Origin of the sequence: Enterobacter sp. 18A13, assembly GCF_007035975.1 — a bacterium.
GTDB classification, from domain to species: domain Bacteria; phylum Pseudomonadota; class Gammaproteobacteria; order Enterobacterales; family Enterobacteriaceae; genus Enterobacter; species Enterobacter vonholyi.
On the sequence record NZ_AP019634.1, the window covers coordinates 2,226,764 to 2,245,668 of the forward strand.

General features: G+C 52.9%; 18 protein-coding genes and 1 pseudogene. 10 read left to right on the forward strand and 9 right to left on the reverse strand.

The genetic code is table 11. The features are described 5' to 3' along the window. Positions 1-2 precede the first annotated feature (2 nt). On the reverse strand, positions 3-887 hold the full coding sequence (locus tag FOY93_RS10880) for a helix-turn-helix domain-containing protein (RefSeq protein ID WP_133294367.1): 885 nt from the start codon (positions 885-887) through the stop codon (positions 3-5). 276 nt (positions 888-1,163) lie between these two features. Here FOY93_RS10880 and FOY93_RS10885 point away from each other — a divergent pair, with 276 nt between their 5' ends. After that, complete coding sequence (locus FOY93_RS10885) at positions 1,164-2,627, forward strand: EAL domain-containing protein (protein WP_133294368.1); 1,464 nt, start codon at positions 1,164-1,166, stop codon at positions 2,625-2,627. Between the two features lie 29 nt (positions 2,628-2,656). Here the strand turns inward: FOY93_RS10885 and FOY93_RS10890 are convergent, their stop codons facing one another. From FOY93_RS10890 to FOY93_RS10900, 3 genes are all read right to left on the reverse strand, one after another. Beyond that, a complete protein-coding gene (locus tag FOY93_RS10890; RefSeq protein ID WP_133294369.1) occupies positions 2,657-2,929 on the reverse strand; it encodes an ElaB/YgaM/YqjD family protein in 273 nt (90 codons plus the stop codon). Between the two features lie 119 nt (positions 2,930-3,048). Next, positions 3,049-3,717: an epoxyqueuosine reductase QueH gene (locus FOY93_RS10895; protein ID WP_008502293.1), complete on the reverse strand. Its 669-nt coding sequence runs from the start codon at positions 3,715-3,717 to the stop codon at positions 3,049-3,051. A 124-nt stretch (positions 3,718-3,841) separates the two neighbouring features. Beyond that, complete coding sequence (locus tag FOY93_RS10900) at positions 3,842-4,318, reverse strand: GNAT family N-acetyltransferase (protein ID WP_047717718.1); 477 nt, start codon at positions 4,316-4,318, stop codon at positions 3,842-3,844. A 90-nt stretch (positions 4,319-4,408) separates the two neighbouring features. Between FOY93_RS10900 and FOY93_RS10905 the strand changes: the two genes are divergently transcribed. Further along, complete coding sequence (locus FOY93_RS10905; protein WP_133294370.1) at positions 4,409-5,371, forward strand: LysR family transcriptional regulator; 963 nt, start codon at positions 4,409-4,411, stop codon at positions 5,369-5,371. On the opposite strand, the gene FOY93_RS24050 is transcribed toward FOY93_RS10905, so the two are convergent. Then, positions 5,326-5,451: a helix-turn-helix domain-containing protein gene (locus FOY93_RS24050; protein WP_133295427.1), complete on the reverse strand. Its 126-nt coding sequence runs from the start codon at positions 5,449-5,451 to the stop codon at positions 5,326-5,328. The two genes, FOY93_RS10905 and FOY93_RS24050, sit on opposite strands and share 46 nt — an antisense overlap. A 59-nt stretch (positions 5,452-5,510) precedes the next feature. Here FOY93_RS24050 and FOY93_RS10915 point away from each other — a divergent pair, with 59 nt between their 5' ends. Further along, a complete protein-coding gene (locus tag FOY93_RS10915) occupies positions 5,511-6,404 on the forward strand; it encodes a LysR family transcriptional regulator (protein ID WP_045354903.1) in 894 nt (297 codons plus the stop codon). Positions 6,405-6,408: 4 nt separating this feature from the next. Here FOY93_RS10915 and FOY93_RS10920 read toward each other — a convergent pair whose 3' ends face one another. Both FOY93_RS10920 and FOY93_RS10925 read right to left on the reverse strand, forming a co-directional pair. Next, the gene (locus tag FOY93_RS10920; protein WP_133294371.1) at positions 6,409-6,999 is read right to left on the reverse strand and encodes a LysE family translocator; all 591 of its coding nucleotides are present in this window, start codon (positions 6,997-6,999) and stop codon (positions 6,409-6,411) included. Positions 7,000-7,289: 290 nt separating this feature from the next. Then, positions 7,290-8,155: pseudogene (locus FOY93_RS10925) on the reverse strand (AraC family transcriptional regulator). A 224-nt stretch (positions 8,156-8,379) separates the two neighbouring features. On the opposite strand from FOY93_RS10925, the gene FOY93_RS10930 reads away from it, so the two are divergent. Further along, positions 8,380-8,685 (forward strand): nitroreductase, encoded by a 306-nt coding sequence (locus FOY93_RS10930; protein ID WP_143345723.1) that lies wholly within the window; start codon positions 8,380-8,382, stop codon positions 8,683-8,685. 123 nt (positions 8,686-8,808) lie between these two features. On the opposite strand, the gene FOY93_RS10935 is transcribed toward FOY93_RS10930, so the two are convergent. Next, positions 8,809-9,723 carry a LysR family transcriptional regulator gene (locus FOY93_RS10935; protein WP_143345090.1) on the reverse strand — a complete coding sequence of 305 codons (915 nt, stop codon included), beginning with the start codon at positions 9,721-9,723 and terminating at the stop codon, positions 8,809-8,811. Between the two features lie 169 nt (positions 9,724-9,892). On the opposite strand from FOY93_RS10935, the gene FOY93_RS10940 reads away from it, so the two are divergent. From FOY93_RS10940 to FOY93_RS10965, 6 genes are all read left to right on the forward strand, one after another. Next, entirely contained in the window at positions 9,893-11,215 is a 1,323-nt protein-coding gene (locus tag FOY93_RS10940; protein WP_143345091.1) for an amidohydrolase family protein, read from the forward strand. A 66-nt stretch (positions 11,216-11,281) separates the two neighbouring features. Continuing rightward, entirely contained in the window at positions 11,282-12,481 is a 1,200-nt protein-coding gene (locus FOY93_RS10945; protein ID WP_143345092.1) for an arabinose transporter, read from the forward strand. A 55-nt stretch (positions 12,482-12,536) separates the two neighbouring features. Beyond that, positions 12,537-13,019, forward strand: a complete 483-nt coding sequence (locus FOY93_RS10950; protein ID WP_232057388.1) for an SDR family NAD(P)-dependent oxidoreductase — start codon at positions 12,537-12,539, stop codon at positions 13,017-13,019. Positions 13,020-13,120: 101 nt separating this feature from the next. Next, positions 13,121-13,396 carry a metal/formaldehyde-sensitive transcriptional repressor gene (locus tag FOY93_RS10955; protein ID WP_143345093.1) on the forward strand — a complete coding sequence of 92 codons (276 nt, stop codon included), beginning with the start codon at positions 13,121-13,123 and terminating at the stop codon, positions 13,394-13,396. A gap of 30 nt (positions 13,397-13,426) precedes the next feature. Continuing rightward, positions 13,427-14,545 carry an S-(hydroxymethyl)glutathione dehydrogenase/class III alcohol dehydrogenase gene (locus FOY93_RS10960; RefSeq protein ID WP_021242543.1) on the forward strand — a complete coding sequence of 373 codons (1,119 nt, stop codon included), beginning with the start codon at positions 13,427-13,429 and terminating at the stop codon, positions 14,543-14,545. 160 nt (positions 14,546-14,705) lie between these two features. Next, positions 14,706-16,400 carry a methyl-accepting chemotaxis protein gene (locus FOY93_RS10965; RefSeq protein WP_143345094.1) on the forward strand — a complete coding sequence of 565 codons (1,695 nt, stop codon included), beginning with the start codon at positions 14,706-14,708 and terminating at the stop codon, positions 16,398-16,400. An 89-nt stretch (positions 16,401-16,489) separates the two neighbouring features. On the opposite strand, the gene FOY93_RS10970 is transcribed toward FOY93_RS10965, so the two are convergent. Beyond that, positions 16,490-18,871 carry a glucose/quinate/shikimate family membrane-bound PQQ-dependent dehydrogenase gene (locus FOY93_RS10970; protein WP_133294376.1) on the reverse strand — a complete coding sequence of 794 codons (2,382 nt, stop codon included), beginning with the start codon at positions 18,869-18,871 and terminating at the stop codon, positions 16,490-16,492. Positions 18,872-18,905: the final 34 nt, after the last annotated feature.

Below are 18,905 nucleotides of genomic sequence, written 5' to 3' on the forward strand. Positions count from 1 at the left end.
AATTATACGGTTGACGTCATGTTATGAGCGTGGCGTCGCTCTTTAGGTACGACGTTGATGTAATGGGTAACATACGCAAAATATAATCCGGCATAATTTTCAACAAGTTCGAGAAACGCCGGGTATATCGACATTCGACCATCACCACGATCTTTAAGATAACCCGCCTCTTGTGCCGATTTAATAATTCGGTTGACGTGAATGCGCGAAACAAAAAATTCTTTTGCTAGCGTGCTTGCTGAATATTCAATGACGGCACCATGGGCAGATTTGTTTTTCATGGCCTGCAGGTAAAGATAAAGCATAATCATACGCCCGCCATCTTTATCGATAAATAATCCCACTTCTGGCAGCACCTTTCGGAACGTTAATCCCCGAAAAAGATATTCAGCCGCACGGCGAAAAAAGTTGTTTCTCGAAATATCATTATCCAGCAGGTTAACATTAATGTTAAATGCTGGGTAAAGAATGCTGACGGGCAAAAAAGCACCGGACATATAACGCTTAAGTTCATTGAGACCTTTTTCAGTTGGCGCGATTCTCGTTTTACGTCGGTCTTCCGTGCAGCGCCAGGTTCTGATGCGCCCGGTGGTTCTGAGTATCGTAATGATCGCAATAACGCTGTTAGGGCTGGCTATCTTATAGCGAGAACATAACTCTTTAATCTCTGAAACTGACTCGGCCTGATTTCCAAAAATAAAGCAACACATGGAGAGAATAATATTGAATCGTGATTCCTGCAGCATTGTCTTGTAGAACAAAGGTTGTTTTTTGTAGATGGTGTCATTAATTGTGTAGTGCTCTAATATTGCCTCACCGAATCGCGGATTGCTCTTTATAACATCCCTTCGATGTAGCAAGGCCCTGGATGAGATATGATTATCCATAGCATTTTTCTCGTATTTGAATGAACCGATAGATGAAGTATCCAGTCTTCTTTTTCGGAATTTTCATTATACCCTGAGAATGAGATGTTTGTCGGGGTTATTTGAAAAGAAAAGTATATTTAAACCGCGGTGATTAACGCAAAGATGTTCCTGTGAGTTCAACTGATAAATGTTTCGTACCCTGTGGCTGTATTGTAAAATTAATGATTATAAAAGGTGCGGTAAATTTTACGTATTCACAAATGGAAAAGGTGCGTTAGTGCCCAGGAGCAGTTTATGACCCACAAAATTTCTCACAGAAATGGGGCGTGCGATGAACAAAAATTTGTCATTTCAGCCTGCGGTTTTACGTTCCAGGGATATCGTCTGATCCTAAGCCAGTACGAAATAGAGGCTTCGCATCTGCACTTTGAGGGGGATGAGATATCCGAGCGGGATATGGAAAATATCCTTATAAATCAAAATGCTCATATCGTTGTCTTTCTTGGTAAGGGGGTCGTGAATCTCCTGGAAAGCCTGAAGCGTCTGGCATCCGTGCTCAATACACTTCCCGTTATTAGACGCGTCACCCTGTATGGCGACATACCGGATGGCTGGCTGTATCGCACCCTGGGCAGTCTTTTAAATAATAGTTATCAGTTATCATTGATTCGTATAGCCCGCGTTTCAGATATTATAACCTTTATTCATACGCACCATAATGTATTTAAGGACCGTTCGTACTTATTACGCGATCGTTACCGGGATAACTCTTCCCAGGAAAACGTAAAGTGGCTAACAAAAAGAGAGATTGATGTTTTATTAAATTTCTATCGCGGTATGTCAGTAAAAGAAATGTGCGAAAGAATGGGGTTGTCGAATAAAACGGTTTATACCCATCGGAAGGAGGGTGTGCTCAAATTAAACTTAATTAAGCGATGGCTACACGATCCGCATAATTTAAAAGCGGAAAGGCGAATTAAACATCAGCGCCAGAAAACAGAATTCACGGATAAGGAAACAGAAATATTTAATGCGCTACTTAAAAGAGAGATCTTCCCTGCCTATCAGATTATTACCGATCGTGACAAAAAGGGCGTAGGTTTTGAAATACTTATTCGCTGGAATAAAAATGGTAAAATTGTCAAGCCAGCCAGTTTTCTCACGGACATCTCAAATCATGAGATATGGTTAAAAATAACAGCGTTAGTCATCCATGCCGCCGTTTCGGGTATTAATAAGTATAACGGGAAATATTATTTTTCTGTGAACATCCCGCCTCGCCTGGCTTCCGGAAATGCATTGCCTGATATGGCACGCAAAGCCATCGATATGCTGCTCAAACCGCAGTGGGCCGAAAAGCTGGTCTTTGAATTTGCAGAGGATATTGACGTAACGAAGGACAAAAGGATCCCTGAAACCATGCGGCATTTACGTAATACAGGGTGTCGATTGTATCTGGATGACTGCTTCTCAAATCATCAAACCATGTTCCCGGTTCGCCAGGTGCATTTTGATGGACTTAAGCTGGATCGGGACATCGTTGAGCATTTTGTGGCAAACGACAATGACTATAACCTGATTAAAGCGATACAGCTTTATAGCGATATGACCGGAACGGACTGTATTGCCGAGGGGGTTGATAGTGAAGAAAAGTTTGAAAAATTAGTCGCGCTGGGCGTCAAGAACTTTCAGGGGTATTATTTATCGCGGGCCGTGAAAGAGGAAGATCTAGACCGTATGGTAAGATTGTTTAGTTAGGTAAAAATAAAGCCCCGAAGGGGCTTTTGTTATTTTCGACCCAGCAACAGACCGAGAACAATACCGACAGCACCCGCGGCGACGAGGCCGGTGAGGGGATTATTTCTGACCGCTTCTGTTACATCGAAAACGGCATCGCTGGCCTGCGCGGCATATTTTTTAGCTGCACCTTTTACCTGATGCTTTGGTGAATCAACGAATTCACCAAACTGCTGCTGCGCTGAGCCTGCTAGTTCATCAAATTTATTTTTTGCTTTATCTTCAGCAAACTGGGTGTTTTTATCAGTACCGAAATCAGACATTTTTGCCTCCTTTTGTTGATAATTAAAGGATAGCCGCTCTTTGTGGATACGAGAGACGCAAGGCTAAATTCGGCACCTGAAAGGGCGGTTTTCGGATATATCTCTATATCCGGAACCCATTATTTCTCATTGTCATCCTGACCGTAAAACAGTTTCCCGATGCGGATCAGCGGGCGGCCCTGTGACTTACGGTGCAGGTTACTGTCTCTGAGCGAATAAACGCAGCCGCAGTATTCCTGCTGGTAAAACTGTTCCCGCTTGCTGATCTCAATCATGCGTGAAGAGCCGCCCTGTTTGCGCCAGTTATAGTCCCAGTAAACCATACCCGGATAGCGCGCGGCCGCACGCTGGCCGCAGTCGTTTATCTGCTGCATGTTCTTCCAGCGGGAGATCCCGAGCGAGCTGCTGATGACGCTGAATCCATTCTCTGCCGCATAGAGCGCCGTACGCTCGAAACGCATATCGAAGCACATGGTGCAGCGGACGCCGCGCTCGGGTTCCCATTCCATGCCTTTCGCGCGTTCAAACCAGTTATCGGTGTCGTAATCGGCATCAACAAACGGCACGCCGTGTTTTTCCGCAAAGCGTATATTCTCCTCTTTACGAATGAGGTATTCCTTTTGCGGATGGATATTGGGGTTATAGAAGAAAATGGTGTACTCAATGCCCGACGCCTGGATGGCCTCCATCACTTCACCCGAGCAGGGGGCGCAGCAGGAGTGCAGCAGCAGTTTGTCAGCGCCGTTTGGCAAGGTGAGTTGAGGGCGGATAAAAGGGGCTGTCGTCATGGCGTTCTGCACTATGTTTATGAAATTTATGGAAGGGTAGCATAAATTCAGAATCTGTTGAGACGGGATCGACGCAGGAAAGAGCGATCCCGCGGGGCGGGATCTTCTCGGGTATGACGTGCCGCTATTCGGCAAATTTGAGCAACGCTTCTCCGTCAAGACGGTATCGCACCCATTCGGACTGCGGCAGCGCGCCAATGCTCAGATAAAAATCGATGGCGGGCTGGTTCCAGTCCAGCACGCTCCATTCAAGGCGGCCACACTGCCGTTTTACCGCGAGCTGAGCAATATGTTTCAGCAGCGCTCTTCCCGCGCCTTTACCGCGATATTCCGGGGAAACGTAAAGGTCTTCCATATAAATCCCGTTGCGGCCAAGCCAGGTTGAATAGCTGGTGAAGAACACGGCATAGCCGGCGATCTTGCCTTCATACTCCGCGATCAATGCCTCGGTTTTTGTACCTGCGCCAAAGAGCGTTTCCCGGATCTCCTCCGGCGTGGTAACCACTTCTTCCGGGGCTTTTTCATACACCGCCAGCTCGTAAATCATGGCGTAAATGGCCGCCGCATCTTCGGGGCGTGCCTGACGAAGGGTGATGCTCATTGTTTTTCCTGCTTTTTAGCGTGTGTCCTGATTGATGGCGTTAAGCATACGGAGTATTGTCCGAAGAATTAAGTGCAATGAAATCAACATATGATGAATATTATGCATCCGGCCCTGAGACGACTTGATTTAAACCTGCTGCCCGTTTTCGACGCGATCTACCGCCACCGTTCCGTTCGGCTGGCCGCTGACGAGCTGGCGATGAGCACATCCGCGCTCAGCCATGCGCTGTCGCGCCTGCGCGCCAGCTTGAATGACCCGCTGTTTTTCCGCGAAGGGCATCGTATGTCCCCCAGCGTTTATGCCTCTCAGCTCGCACCTTCGATTGCTTCCGCACTCTCGTTCCTTAATCATGAACTGACCCCGCAGGCGGAGTTTGATGCGGCCAGCAGTACGGAGAGCCTGCAGATTGCGATAACGGACTTTACCGCGCTTTGCATTTTTCCGGCTCTGATGCACAGTCTGCAGCTTACTGCCCCTGGGTTGCGCTTTGAATTGCGCTATCTGCCGCACAGTCCGGCGCTGACGGAACTGCTGGCGGGCGAGGTGGATCTCGCGCTGGGGTTCAGCACTCAGGATGATATCCGGCACCCGGAGCTGGAAGAGATCGACTGGTTTGAAGATGAGTATGTGGTCATCAGCAACGCGCGCCGGACGCGTCTCACGCTGGAGGAGTATCTCGCGGCCCGACACCTGGTGGTGACGCCATGGAATGAGAAGCAGGGCGTTCTGGACGTGCGGCTGGAACAACTGGGCTATACCCGACAAATCGCGATCAAAACGCCGTCGATGCTCAGCGCGCCGTTTATCGTTGCGGAGAGCGACCTGCTGATGGCGATCCCCCGTTTTGCCGCTGAGAAGCTGGCTGCGGCAGCGGACCTGAGGATTTTTCCTTTACCGTTTTCGATACGCACGTTTGAGGTGAAAATTTACTCGCATAAACGCTGCGGCCAGCGGGGCGCAACGCGCTGGCTTAAGGAGGAGCTGCAAACGCTGGCGCAGGCGCGTCATTCCGGGCTGTCCGGCTCCCAGGAGAGGATGTCGCTGGGCTGACACTGCAGCGCCTCGCAAAATGAGTAGGGCGCTAAAGTCCAAACGATAAAAAGAGATGCGACCGGAGAGGAAAGTACGATATCGTAACTCTATGATTAAACGCGTAGTTCGCAGGAACACCGTCGCGACAGGACGATAAATGATTGATGACATCCGTTATCTGATAGTGTTTGCAAAGATTGCTGAGGCAGGATCCATTTCGGGTGGGGCGGAAGCGTTAGGGCTTACAACCGCAACGGCAAGCGCGCATTTATCAAAGCTGGAAAAAAATCTTGGCTGCGCGTTACTGTACAGAAATACCCGTAAACTCTCTCTGACTCACGATGGAGCCAATTTGCTGGAAACGGCCAAATCGATGCTGGCGCTGTATGAGCAGGGGGTCATTGAATTTAAGCAGCGTTCGATATCAACGGCGAATAAGCTGACTGTTTCTCTTCCTGCCGTTTTTCTGAAGAGTGCGTTTACTCGCCATCTGGCCGATTTTATAAAACGTCATCCGGGCATTTTACTGAATATCTCTTATAGCGATACGCGCAGAGATATTATTGCCGACGGTATCGATGTGGCATTTCGAATCGGCGAGCTTCCGGACAGTTCTCTTAAAGCGCGCCATCTTTTTGTGCTCCCGCGCCAGGTAGTTGCGTCCCGGGAATTGCTCAGCCATTACCCGACGATTACGCATCCTGATGACCTGGCGAAACTGCCATGGATTGGACTCAATATGAGGCAGAATAACCGGGAATTTCGACATAAAAATGGAGAAGTGGCCGTCGTAACGTATACGCCCACGGTGTATGTAGATAATGTCGAAGCCGCTTATGCCCTTGCCAGACAACAAATTGGTCTCGCAGCACCTCCTCGCTATTTAAGCGAAGAGGATGTTAAGCGCGGAGAAATGCTGGAAATACTTCCTGACTGGTCATTAGAACCGCTGAAAGTCTATGCCGTATGGCCTTCTAATATGTCGACCAGCAGTATTGCCTACAAATTGATTAATGATATTTATAACGCGATTGAGTTTCACGCGTTATAACGGGTTAAAATGCTAAAAAGAGCATGTAACACGCCGTAATAAGCAGCAGTCCGCCCATCAACACGTTAAACGTGCGGAGCTGCCGCGTGCTCCTGAGCAGCACAGATACTTTTTCTCCCATCAATGCCCATGCTGAAAGCGACATATAACAGACTAAAAAATAGACCGTGATAAAGACGAGAGCTGTAACAGGGCTAGAGGGTTCAGAAAACATCGCTGCCCCAGAGGCGCACGCGGTCCATGCTTTGGGGTTGAACCACTGCATGACAAAACCCTGAATAAAACCGGGTGAATCTGTTTTTGTTAATGACATATCGGACCGTGACGACGCTATCTTATAGCCCAGATACATTATAAATAAAGAACCGGCAATATTAAGATACCGGAAAAACACTGGATATTTTTCGATTGCAGCGTAAAAGCCGAAACATATAAAGATGAGTAATAACGTAAACCCTATCGTTGCACCGGAGACAAATGAGAAGGTCTTTCTAAAGCCGTGAACGGCACCAGACGATATAATCACCATATTAACGGGGCCAGGAGAAAATGAAAGCGTCAGTGAAAATATAAACATTGTAAAAAGTACCAGCATTTTATCTCCGTGGGTTGGTTTATCTGCATTAGAGGTACTGCGACTATTAATTCACAACTTTACTCGTCATGTGTCTGAATACTACCTTGTAACGTATGCCAGAATAAGTGGCCTTTATCTAAAGGTGTGTTTGATTTTTTGCACCAATCGCGCAGGCGCGGATGGCCCATTAGTGACAGGGTTTCAGTTGCTATCTCAAGGAGGAACGGCAAACGCTGGCGCTGTTTGCAAGGGAGTTCTATGCCGGGCAAGCTCAGCGCTACCCGGAAAAAGGTGGAAACAAGGGATAGTCAATTTAACGGCAGATAGATATCCGTTTGCAGCGCATGTTCTGGCACCTCGTGAATGAAGTTGAGGTAGTGGAAAAATACCGGGGCATCGCGCAGCGTTTCGCCGCTGGCCGGTAGCCAGTCGCGAAACATCGCCCACACCGTGGCGGAAATGGTATCCAGAGAACCCGTGTGGCGGGCTACGGCGTAACGTCCGCCGTCGATTTCGCCACTGCAAACCCCGAATTCATTTTCTGGTATCGCTTCAGAGATACTGCCGCAGATATCGAAACGAAAGGCGTCTGCGGGTGTGGTTGCCGGGTCATCCAAGGCGATACCAAACGTGCTGCTTTCGTGTACTGGCGATAGGCCCGTGCTTTTACGCCAGGCAATAAATTTCGCCGCGCTGCCATTTACCCGATCCGGGTTGCCACGGTGCTGAAGCATTGCCACTTGGGTCTGTGGGAAATCGACAATCTTAATTTCCATCGTTTTTTGCTCCTGAAAGGTCATTTTCGGTACGCGCTGGTGCCAGTTCAGCCAGTCCGGCTGCTGCCGAAACTGACGCGGGCTTTTTCCAAACGCGTTTCTGAAGGCGCGACTGAACGATTCAGGGCTCTGGAACCCGGCATCGAGCGCAATATCAATCACCTTATCCTGAGGATTAAACGCCAGTCGCAGGACGCATGACGCAGGCGCAGCCACTGAATATAGCGATACAAAGGCTGGCCGCTAAACGCCAGGAACTGCCGGTGAAAATGATAAGGCGAACAGCAGGCTAACGCGCTGATCTTCTCCAGCGTGAGCGGTTCATCGAGATGTTGGGCGATATAGTCGCACACCGTCGTGAAGCGCTCGCGGTAAGCCGTTTTGATTGCATCGTTCATTGCATCCTCCTGATGACCTACTTTGCCTCACCGAACGGCCAAAATCCTGACCGATCTTGCTGATTATGGAGGGGTTATACTGGCGGTATATCGTTGTGCGGCAGCAAACGTTCCGTCGTACCTAAGATACTGCTAAATGATGAATGAAGACTCACTTCCTGTACTTATATTAGGTTTGTCATAATCCAAATTTTCTTAGCTACAAAATTTTATGAGAGGTAATGATGGTAAAGGACTTAAAGCCAGAACAAATCGAAATCATAAACCGTATTGTATTTGAGCAAATCGAAAAGATGCAGGCCAGCGTGGTCAAAATTGTTGCTGAAACGGAGAGAACTACGCACCAGCAGCTGCAGGATAGCGGGATTGATATGATCGATTTTTATCCGGCTAATAAGGATTTTTTGATGATGACTCTCGTTCAACACTTAATAGATCAAGTACATGGCGGCAATATGGTTCTTGCCCAAAAAATGATATCCATGGAAGCAAAACGGCTGAACATCAGCGTACATGTTGAGGCAGAGTAAATAATCTCGAATAAGGAATAAATTAATGGGGCCATGCTTGTGAGCAGACAAATTCTTTGATTATCGCTGAGGCTATCAGCTGCTCGCCGCTGAAGTGCGGCCAGCAGCTGATAGCTTCTTTTTTCAATTCGCTGCATGATTTACGCAAATTTCAGCGCAAAATTCCATAAAGGCTTCGACAGCAGCGGGGGGCAGTCGACGAGATGGCCGCGTGATATACAGCGGATAGGTTTCGCCAGGCCATTCCGGAAAAAGTTCGACCAGCATTCCGTCAGCGATCAATTGCGTGACGCTGAGTGAAAGTACCTGGGCAATGCCAACACCACTTACGCAGGATTGCACCATCAGATCTACATCGGTTGTCGTCAAATGACCATGAGTATCAATAGCCAGTACTTCGCGATCACGACGGAATTCCCACTCAAACGGTTTCCCGCGGCGAGGATCGATATACTGAATGCACTCATGCGTGACTAGTTCTTCAGGATGCTCAGGTCGACCATGCCGTTTCAGATATGCCGATGATGCCACAGTGAGTACGCGCGTCTGAAAGAGCAATTTCGAAGAAATAGTTGAGGGGAGTTGCGGCCCGAAACGCACCGCAACATCTATACCCTCTGTCACAAGATCCCCTACGTCAGGCTGCTGCACTACTGTAAGTTCCAGTTCCGGATGACGTTCGCGCAAAAGAGGCAGTTTCGGGGCCAAAATATAACGAGCGAAGATTGGATTAACGCTGACCCGTAATGATCCTCGTACAGCAATGGCGGCACCGGATACGTAGCTTGCCGCAACTTCAATCCCTTCAAGATGTGGCGAGGCGCGCTCATACAAAGCCCGGCCTTCGTTCGTCAGGTTCATCGTACGCGTCGTACGGTTTAGCAAGCGCACACCGAGCCTCTCTTCAAGACGATCTATCGATCTGCTCACGCCAGAAGCGGACAGTCCCAGCACCTCGCCTGCGCGACTGAAACTACCCGCCTCGACAACTGCGGCCAGCACGCTCAATCCTGACAGTAGCCTTCCGTCAAAACTCATAGAGACTCACCTTTGAATTTATTCAAATATAATTTGCATAAAACTACCTTTATCAAAAATGGTGCGCAACCTATTGTGTCAGCCAATTCGTTGCCAGGCGCTATTTTCCCTGTCCCCGGCTGGGCAAACCTCGCAACGAATGGCATCACTTAACCCTGAGGAATACGAAATGACAACGACGCGCACTCTTTTTAAAGGCGGCATCATCCTTACTTTGGATGCAGATATACCCAACCTCTCCGTGGGCGATGTTCTCGTCCATGGCGACCGTATCGCAGCTGTGGGTCCGGAACTGCAGGCGGATGATGCCCTGGTGATTGATGCAGCTGGCCATATCGTTATGCCCGGCCTGGTGGATGCTCATCACCATATGTGGCTTGGCGTAATGCGCCGCATGATGCCAAATGTCGACGATCTGTTTGATTACATTGATGTGGTCGCAGAGAAACTGGGCAAACATTATCGTCCCCTGGACATGTACCTGAGCACCAGGCTCACGGCACTTGCCTCACTGGATGCCGGTATTACTACCATCATTGATGCCTGCCACAACTCGCGCAGCCCCGAGCATACTGATGCAGCATTAAATGCTCTAAAGGAAAGCGGCATCCGTGCGTTACATATGGTCGGTGCAGCAATGGATAAAGAAGCTTCATCGGCGCATTTGCCTGCCGATTTGGAGCGACTCTCGCGAAGCTGGAATACAAGTGACAGCCTTGTGCACGTTGGTCTGTTTGGTCAGCTCAATCTTGACTGGTGGAAGGTCGCTCGCAAACTCGACATGCGCATTCTGACCGAATTCATCGGCGATCTCGCCAATCTAGGCCCTGAGTTTGCCACGCCGGGCGTACTGGGCACACATAACATCTTCAACCACTGTTCAAGGGTTCCTCAGGATACCTGGAAGCTCCTGGCCGATTCAGGAGTAAACATCACGGTCAATCCACGGTCGGATGCGCTATTTGGCTTCGACGATGAAAGTTTTGCCTACCAGCAGGCTGTCGATCGCGGCTTGACCCCGGCACTGGGCATTGACCTTGATACTGCCTTTGGCAGCGATATGTTCGGGGAAATGCACGCTCTGTTCGGGCAACAGCGATCGGCTATGCGCTACCGTCGCTTCCGTGGTGAGGACAATGTGCCGTCACCCATCACGGCCGAGGAGGTCCTGAAAGCGGCAACGGTTAATGGCGCGCTTGCGGCCGGTTTGGAGGATCAGATTGGCACCCTTACGCCAGGCAAGCAGGCCGACATTATCATGGTTCGCACCAGCGGAGCCGCTGTTTTCCCGGTAACCAACGTAATTGGTACCGTCGTGCAGGCGATAGAGCGGTCTGATGTGGATACCGTGATGGTGGCCGGCCAGCTTCGTAAACGTGCGGGCAAGTTGGTGGATATTGATCTGGCGGCGCTAAGCACAGAGATAACCGCTTCTCGTGATTACCTGCTCAACGCCAGCGGCTATCACATCGATCTTTTTAAAGCATCCTGATGACAGAGCGGCCTGATACACCGGGCCGTTCAACCCACTTAATCATATTTCATAAAGGATAATGACATGGGAGCCCTCGCCATTAAGCGGTTTGCGGAGGATAACACCCCGCGCGTCCTGCTTCCCCGCCCGGCAACGGGCGTTATTGCCGCACTTTTCTTTGGCTATCTGGCAGTCGGACTGCCACTGCCGGTGATTCCATTGTTCATCCATGGTTATCTCGGCTTCAGCAACCTGGTGGTGGGACTGGTGGTCGGCATCCAGTTTCTGGCCACCGTCCTGACCCGCGGCTATGCCGGACGGGTTACGGACCAGCAGGGCGGTAAACGTTCTGCTCTGCAGGGAGCAATCCTTTCAGCGATAGCAGGGGCGCTGTATCTGGTGGCTTCGGTAACGGATTTATCGCCTGCTGCAACCCTTTGCATTGTTATCGCAGGTCGTCTGATGGCCGGTTTTGGCGAAAGTCAGTTCGTGACGGGATGTGTGTCCTGGGCCATTGCCTCAGTTGGCCCTCAGCGCGCCGGTAAGTCCATGTCCTGGACCGGCATCGCGATGTTCGCGGCGCTGTTGATTGGTGCTCCTGTTGGCATGGCGTTATACCAGCATTACAGCCTCGCTATGGCGATGATTGCCTGTATTGCTGCACCGATGTTAGCCGCTCTGGTTGCATTTTGTACCACATCATATATATCGCCTGGAGGTCCGCGACTGCCATTCCATCGCGTAGTAGGGCGCATCTGGCGCGAAGGGCTGGGATTAATGCTGCAGGGCGTTGGGTTGTCAGGACTAACCGCTTTTGCCTCGCTGTACTTTGCGGCACATCACTGGCAGAACGCCGGCCTGGTGATGACTGCGTTTGGTCTGGGTTTTATTTTCGTTCGCCTCGCCCTGGGGCATCTGCCAGACCAAACAGGCGGCTATCGCGTTGCGGTTTGGTCACTGGTGGTTGAAGCGCTTGGCCAGGCAATGTTGTGGTTGGGTTCAAACGAATGGATGGCTCTTGCAGGTGCTCTGGTTACCGGACTGGGCTGTGCACTGGTTTTCCCCGCACTGGGCGTTGAAGCCTTAAAACGTGTTCCACAAGCCAACCGCGGCAGTGCAATGGGCGCATTCGTTGCATTTCTGGATGTCGCTTATGGAATCGCCGGGCCGGTAGCTGGCCTGATCGCCGGTCAGTTTAGTTATGCCGCTGTATATCTGTCTGGTGCGGTCTGTGCGCTGCTGGGGGCGCTGATTGCGAGCGCGTCTCGCATGCAGCAGTCCTGAATAAACATTCGAGCCGGCAGCCTTTGCTGTCGGTTTACTAATCTGGAGAAATTATATGTCACGCATTTTCATCTCCGGTTCGTCCACAGGCCTGGGTCTGATGGCGGCCGAACTGCTGGTTCAGCAAGGACACCAGGTTGTATTGCACGCGCGTAATGCGAACCGTGCAGAAGAGGCCCACCGTGCCTTACCCCAGGCTGAAGCCGTCTTTGTCGGTGACCTGGAGACAATTGAAGGTGCCAGGCAAACGTCATTACGTGTCAACGCCCTGGGACGCGTCGCTGGCGTGATGTGCGTAGTAACAGCCTCGAGCCTGGCTGGGTGCCGACAAAGATGGGGGGGCCGCATGCCCCGGGACCAGGCGCACCTGACCCAGGCCTGGCTTGCCGCCAGCCGTGATACTGAGGCTGACGTTACGGGGAAATATTTCTATCACATGAAGCGCATGACGGCTAATCCGCAGGCGCACGACGTTGCATTGCAGGATCGTCTCATTAATATTTGTACTGAGATTTCAGGTATAGCGCTGCCTGAGTAATACGCAACGTTAACGAAATGCGCATTAACCATAAAAAACAGAGTGTTTACATATCAAGGATAAAATAGGTACCATACCCCCCTATAGTATCAGGAGGGCGTATGCCGCATTCACCCGAAGATAAAAAACGTATTCTTACCCGCGTCCGGCGCATTCGGGGCCAGGTTGATGCCCTTGAACGCGCGCTGGAGTCGGGCGATCCCTGTCTGGCCATCCTGCAGCAAATTGCCGCCGTGCGCGGGGCTGCCAATGGCCTGATGGGCGAAATGGTTGAGATTCACCTAAAAGATGAGCTGGTAGCGGGGGAAACCACGCCGGATCAGCGTGCCGTACGCATGTCGGAAGTCGGCCATTTACTGCGCTCTTATCTAAAATAAATCCACATACCTGACAAGAAGGGAAGACATATGAAATCTCGCGCTGCAGTTGCATTTGGCCCCGGCCAGCCGCTCAAAATCGTTGAAATTGACGTGGCACCGCCAAAGAAAGGTGAAGTGCTGATCAAAATTACCCATACCGGCGTATGTCATACCGATGCGTTTACGCTCTCGGGCGACGACCCGGAAGGCGTTTTCCCGGCGGTACTCGGCCATGAAGGCGGCGGGATTGTGGTGGAAGTGGGCGAGGGCGTGACCAGCCTGAAGCCAGGGGATCATGTGATCCCGCTGTACACCGCGGAATGCGGCGAGTGTAAGTTCTGTAAATCCGGCAAAACTAACCTCTGCCAGGCGGTGCGCGCCACTCAGGGGAAAGGGCTGATGCCGGACGGTACTACCCGTTTCTCGTATAACGGCGAGCCGGTTTATCACTACATGGGCACCAGCACCTTCAGCGAATACACCGTTTGCGCGGAGATCTCGCTGGCGAAGGTGAACCCGCAGGCGCCGCTGGACAAAGTCTGCCTGCTGGGCTGCGGCGTAACCACCGGCATCGGCGCGGTGCACAACACGGCAAAAGTTAAAGAGGGCGATACCGTGGCGGTGTTCGGTCTCGGCGGCATTGGTCTGGCGGTGATTCAGGGGGCGGTTCAGGCGAAAGCCGGTCGTATCATCGCGGTCGACACCAACCCGGAGAAATTCAGGCTGGCAGGTGAAATGGGCGCGACCGATTTCGTGAACCCGAAAGATCACGAGAAGCCGATTCAGGACGTCATCGTTGAGATGACCGACGGCGGCGTGGACTTCAGCTTCGAGTGTATCGGCAACGTCAACGTGATGCGTTCCGCGCTGGAATGCTGCCACAAAGGCTGGGGCGAGAGCATCATTATTGGCGTGGCCGGAGCGGGCCAGGAAATTAAAACCCGTCCATTCCAGCTGGTCACCGGTCGCGTATGGCGCGGTTCCGCGTTTGGCGGCGTGAAGGGGCGTACCCAGCTTCCGGGTATGGTTGAAGATGCGATGGTCGGCAAGATTCAGCTCGATCCGTTCATTACCCACCGCTTACCGCTGGAGCAGATTAACGAGGCGTTCGATTTGATGCACGAAGGAAAATCCATCCGTACCGTTATCCATTTCGGCGACAAGTAACTCTTCTGCCAGCGGTTTTTCGCCGCTGGCATTTCTTTAATAATCTTCTCTAAAGTGTGACCAGTGCGGCGTTTTTAGCCGTAATCTAAATCTCTGCCGTGCCGATGACTATTTAACAGGCGTGTTTTTACGCATCTTACCTACAAGAGAGTCGACGGTCATGGACAACACTACTTCGATGCTGGCGCAGCGCAAGCTGGGCTTCTTGCATCACATCAGGCTGGTTCCGCTGTTTTCCTCCATTCTCGGTGGCATTATTCTTCTGTTTGCCTTGAGCTCGGGTCTGGCAGGGTATTTCCTGCTGCAGGCCGATAACGATCAGCAGGATGTCACATCCGAAATTCAGGTGCGTATGGGGCTGTCGAACAGCTCAAACCATCTTCGAACCGCGCGTATTAATCTGATCCACGCCGGTGCGGCAAGCCGAATCGCGGAGATGGATGCGATGAAGCAGAACATCAGCGAGGCGGAAACACGCATTAAGCAGTCTCAGGATAGCTTTACCGCCTACATGAATCGCGCCGTGCGTACCGCCGAGGGCGCAGCGCTGGATGCGGAGCTTAAGACCCGGTATGACGCCTATATCGCGGGCATGCAGCCGATGGTGAAATTCGCCAAAAACGGCATGTTCGAGGCGATTATCAACCATGAAAACGAAACGGCGCGTCCGCTGGACGACGCTTACAACGCCGTACTGCTGAAGGCAATTAAAATCCGTACCGACCGTGCCAATGCGCTAACGGCGCAGGCGCACAGCCGCACGCAGCTGGGCCTGATGTTTATGGTGGGCGCGTTTGCGCTGGCGCTGGTGCTGACGGCGATGACCTTTGTCGTTCTGCGCCGTACGGTAATCAATCCTTTGCAGCGTGCAGCGAAACGTATCGAGAATATCGCCAAAGGCGACCTGACGATGCCGGACGACGTGGCCGGGCGCAGCGAGATTGGCCGCCTGACGCGCGATCTGCAAACCATGCAGCACTCGCTGGAAAACACCGTGGGCACCGTTCGTCAGGGGGCGGAGGAGATCTACCGCGGCACCAGCGAGATTTCTGCCGGTAACACCGATCTTTCTTCGCGTACCGAACAGCAGGCTGCGGCCATTGAGCAAACCGCCGCAAGCATGGAACAGCTCACCGCGACGGTGAAACAGAACGCTGATAACGCCCATCATGCTAGCAAGCTTGCGGAAGATGCCTCCGGGAAAGCCAGCCGCGGCGGCCAGATGGTCTCCGGCGTGGTCAAAACCATGGGCAATATCTCCACCAGTTCGAAAAAAATCTCCGAGATCACCGCCGTCATCAACAGCATTGCGTTCCAGACCAATATCCTGGCGCTTAACGCGGCGGTAGAAGCGGCGCGGGCGGGCGAGCAGGGGCGCGGGTTTGCCGTGGTAGCAAGCGAAGTCCGAACCCTTGCAAGCCGCAGTGCGAATGCCGCAAAAGAGATCGAAAGCCTGATTAACGAATCGGTCTCGCTGATTGACCAGGGCTCCGGTGAGGTCGTGGCCGCCGGTAACACCATGAATGAAATCGTCGAAGCGGTTAAACGCGTGACCGACATCATGCTGGAGATTGCCGCCGCGTCCGACGAGCAGAGCCGCGGTATTGTCCAGGTGAGCCAGGCGATTTCTGAGATGGATAAAGTGACCCAGCAGAACGCCTCGCTGGTGGAAGAAGCCTCTGCGGCGGCGGCGTCTCTGGAAGAACAGGGCGCGCGTCTGACCGAGGCGGTCGGCGCGTTTCGGTTGAGCAGCAAGACACAGGGGCGTACTCAACCGCAGAACTCCGCAGCGGTAAAACCGGCTGCACTACGTCCGGCGGTTGCAGATAGCGGGGACAACTGGGAGACGTTCTGAGTCGACAGTCGTGTCGGGTGGCGCTTCGCTTACCCGACCTACAAAAACTGACCTACAAAAAAGGGACCTTTCGGTCCCTTTTTCACATCTTATTTCTTATCGGGTAATGCGTACGCGATAACGTAATCACCGCGGTCCGGCGACTGGCGGGCGCCACCGGCGTTAATGATGATGTACTGCTTACCGGTTTTCGGCGACACGTAGGTCATCGGGCCGGACTGGCTGCCAACCGGCAGGCGGTCTTTCCAGATCTCTTTCCCGGTGGCGGTATCAAACGCGCGCAGGTAGAAATCCTGGGTACCGGCAAAGAACAGCAGGCCGGACTGGGTAGAGAGCGACGCGCCCAGGGTCGGCATGCCGATCGGGATTGGCATGTGCATGCGAATGCCCAGCGGGCCGGTATCTTCCACCGTGCCGACAGGAACCTGCCACACCAGCTTGCCGGTTTTCAGGTCAACGGCTGACATGGTGCCAAACGGCGGCTTCTGGCACGGAATGCCCAGCGGCGACAGGAAGCGTTCACGCATCGCGCCGAACGGCGTGCCGTCCATTGGAACTATCCCCATCTCGATGCCGCTGGCATTTTTCGCCACGTTTGCGCGCGGCACCATATAGTTTGCCAGGCCCAGGCGCATATCGTTGACAAACATCAGGCTGTTGTTCGGGTCAACGGAGACGCTGCCCCAGTTCATCCCGCCGAGTGAGCCAGGGAACTGCAGGGAACGGTCGAGACCCGGTGGGGTGAAGACGCCCTGATGACGCATCTCTTTAAACTGAATGCGGCACAGCAGCAGGTCGACAGGCGTCGCGCCCCACATGTCGGATTCGGTCAGCGTCTGGTTGCCAATCATCGGCATGCCGACGGAGTACGGCTGGGTCGGGGAATAGCGTTCACCTTCAACGTTACCCGCCGGGACAGGGCGTTCCTCTACCTTCGCGACCGGCTTACCGGTTTCGCGGTTAAGCATGAAGATCATGCCCTGCTTGCTGGTCTGCACCAGCACAGGCGTGGTGCCGCCCTTACCGTCAGGCAGGTCGTACAGCAGCGGCTGGGAAGGCAGGTCGAAGTCCCACAGGTCGTGGTGGGTAGTCTGGAAATGCCAGCGAACCTGACCGGTGGCCGCGTCGACGGCGACGATGGATGAACTGTACTTATCGTCCAGCGCGGTACGCTCTCCCGCCCAGAAGTCTGGCGTGGCGTTGCCGGTTGGCAGGTAGATCAGGTTCAGTTTGGCGTCGTAGGACATCGCGGACCAGACGTTCGGCGTACCGCGGGTGTAGGTCTGGCCTTCCGGCGGCAGGCCGGTCAGGTTCGGATTACCCGGATCCCACGCCCAGGCCAGCTTACCGGTGTGAACGTCGTAGGCGCGCACCACGCCCGGCGGCTCGCCGGTTGAGTAGTTATCTGCGACGCGACCGCCGACGACGACAACGTTCCCGGCAACCAGCGGCGTCGAGGTTTGCTGATAATATCCGGGCTTAATCTCACCCATGCCGACGCTCAGATCCACGGTGCCATGGTCGCCGAAGTCTTCGCAGACCTTGCCGGTATCCGCGTTGATGGCAATCAGACGGGCATCGGTAGTGGGCAGGAACAGGCGGCGAGGGCATGCCGCAGGCTGTGTTTCTGCCTGTGACGTTGTCACGCTAGAGTGGTCTTCAAAATAGCCCAGACCGCGACAGCGCTGCCAGTTAGGGGCCGTGGCTTTGGAATCGTAGCGCCATTTTTCTTTACCGGAATCCACGTCCAGCGCCAGCACTTTACTGTATGGGGTACAGACGTACAGCGTGTCGCCAATCTGCAGAGGCGTGTTCTGATCTTCCGCACCCGAGCCGTTGCTCTGCGGAATATCGCCGGTGTGCGCAACCCAGGCGACTTTCAGATCGCGGACGTTTTGCTTGTTAATCTGGTCCAGCGCGGCGAAACGGTCGCCGTGGGTGGTATTGCCCCAGTGCTCCCAGTTCTTTTGCTGCTCGCCAGGGGCGACGGGTTTCACCGGAACGGGCTCGTTGGCAGCCACGAGGGTCTGAGGCTTAAACATCCAGCCCAGGCTGGCCAGCATGGCCACCGCGAGCAGGGCCGCGACGCCAAAGGCGGGCGTCTTGTTCGGTGCAGCGTAGTTTGCCGTGCGCAGGAAGGGCCAGACGATGGCGCACAGGAACGCCAGTACGGCAAAGGTAAACAGGCGGGAGAAGAGCGGCCAGAAATCCCAGCCCGCATCGCTTACCGCCCAGAATAGCGAGGCGATAAACGCGATGCCGTAAAGCACAATCCCGCTGGTGCGGTTGAGGAAAATCAGGATCGCGGCAATCACCATTACCACGCCCATTATCAGGAAGTAACTACTTCCGCCCACGGTGGCGAGCTTTAAGCCCAACCCGCCGACGGCCAGACCGATGAGCATCATCAGTCCGGCAAGAAGCCACTGCAGAATACGAGGTATCCCGCGCGGCGCGCTGCCAAATGCCATTTCTGTCTCCTTAGCTCCCCCCGCTGTGTCGGGT

Excerpts from the sequence above, each read along its gene's own strand:
- FOY93_RS10880 (WP_133294367.1), bottom strand. The coding sequence starts at position 887 with ATGGATAATCATATCTCATCCAGGGCCTTGCTACATCGAAGGGATGTT.
- FOY93_RS10885 (WP_133294368.1), top strand. The coding sequence starts at position 1,164 with ATGACCCACAAAATTTCTCACAGAAATGGGGCGTGCGATGAACAAAAA.
- FOY93_RS10890 (WP_133294369.1), bottom strand. The coding sequence starts at position 2,929 with ATGTCTGATTTCGGTACTGATAAAAACACCCAGTTTGCTGAAGATAAA.
- FOY93_RS10895 (WP_008502293.1), bottom strand. The coding sequence starts at position 3,717 with ATGACGACAGCCCCTTTTATCCGCCCTCAACTCACCTTGCCAAACGGC.
- FOY93_RS10900 (WP_047717718.1), bottom strand. The coding sequence starts at position 4,318 with ATGAGCATCACCCTTCGTCAGGCACGCCCCGAAGATGCGGCGGCCATT.
- FOY93_RS10905 (WP_133294370.1), top strand. The coding sequence starts at position 4,409 with ATGATGAATATTATGCATCCGGCCCTGAGACGACTTGATTTAAACCTG.
- FOY93_RS10915 (WP_045354903.1), top strand. The coding sequence starts at position 5,511 with ATGATTGATGACATCCGTTATCTGATAGTGTTTGCAAAGATTGCTGAG.
- FOY93_RS10920 (WP_133294371.1), bottom strand. The coding sequence starts at position 6,999 with ATGCTGGTACTTTTTACAATGTTTATATTTTCACTGACGCTTTCATTT.
- FOY93_RS10930 (WP_143345723.1), top strand. The coding sequence starts at position 8,380 with ATGGTAAAGGACTTAAAGCCAGAACAAATCGAAATCATAAACCGTATT.
- FOY93_RS10935 (WP_143345090.1), bottom strand. The coding sequence starts at position 9,723 with ATGAGTTTTGACGGAAGGCTACTGTCAGGATTGAGCGTGCTGGCCGCA.
- FOY93_RS10940 (WP_143345091.1), top strand. The coding sequence starts at position 9,893 with ATGACAACGACGCGCACTCTTTTTAAAGGCGGCATCATCCTTACTTTG.
- FOY93_RS10945 (WP_143345092.1), top strand. The coding sequence starts at position 11,282 with ATGGGAGCCCTCGCCATTAAGCGGTTTGCGGAGGATAACACCCCGCGC.
- FOY93_RS10950 (WP_232057388.1), top strand. The coding sequence starts at position 12,537 with ATGTCACGCATTTTCATCTCCGGTTCGTCCACAGGCCTGGGTCTGATG.
- FOY93_RS10955 (WP_143345093.1), top strand. The coding sequence starts at position 13,121 with ATGCCGCATTCACCCGAAGATAAAAAACGTATTCTTACCCGCGTCCGG.
- FOY93_RS10960 (WP_021242543.1), top strand. The coding sequence starts at position 13,427 with ATGAAATCTCGCGCTGCAGTTGCATTTGGCCCCGGCCAGCCGCTCAAA.
- FOY93_RS10965 (WP_143345094.1), top strand. The coding sequence starts at position 14,706 with ATGGACAACACTACTTCGATGCTGGCGCAGCGCAAGCTGGGCTTCTTG.
- FOY93_RS10970 (WP_133294376.1), bottom strand. The coding sequence starts at position 18,871 with ATGGCATTTGGCAGCGCGCCGCGCGGGATACCTCGTATTCTGCAGTGG.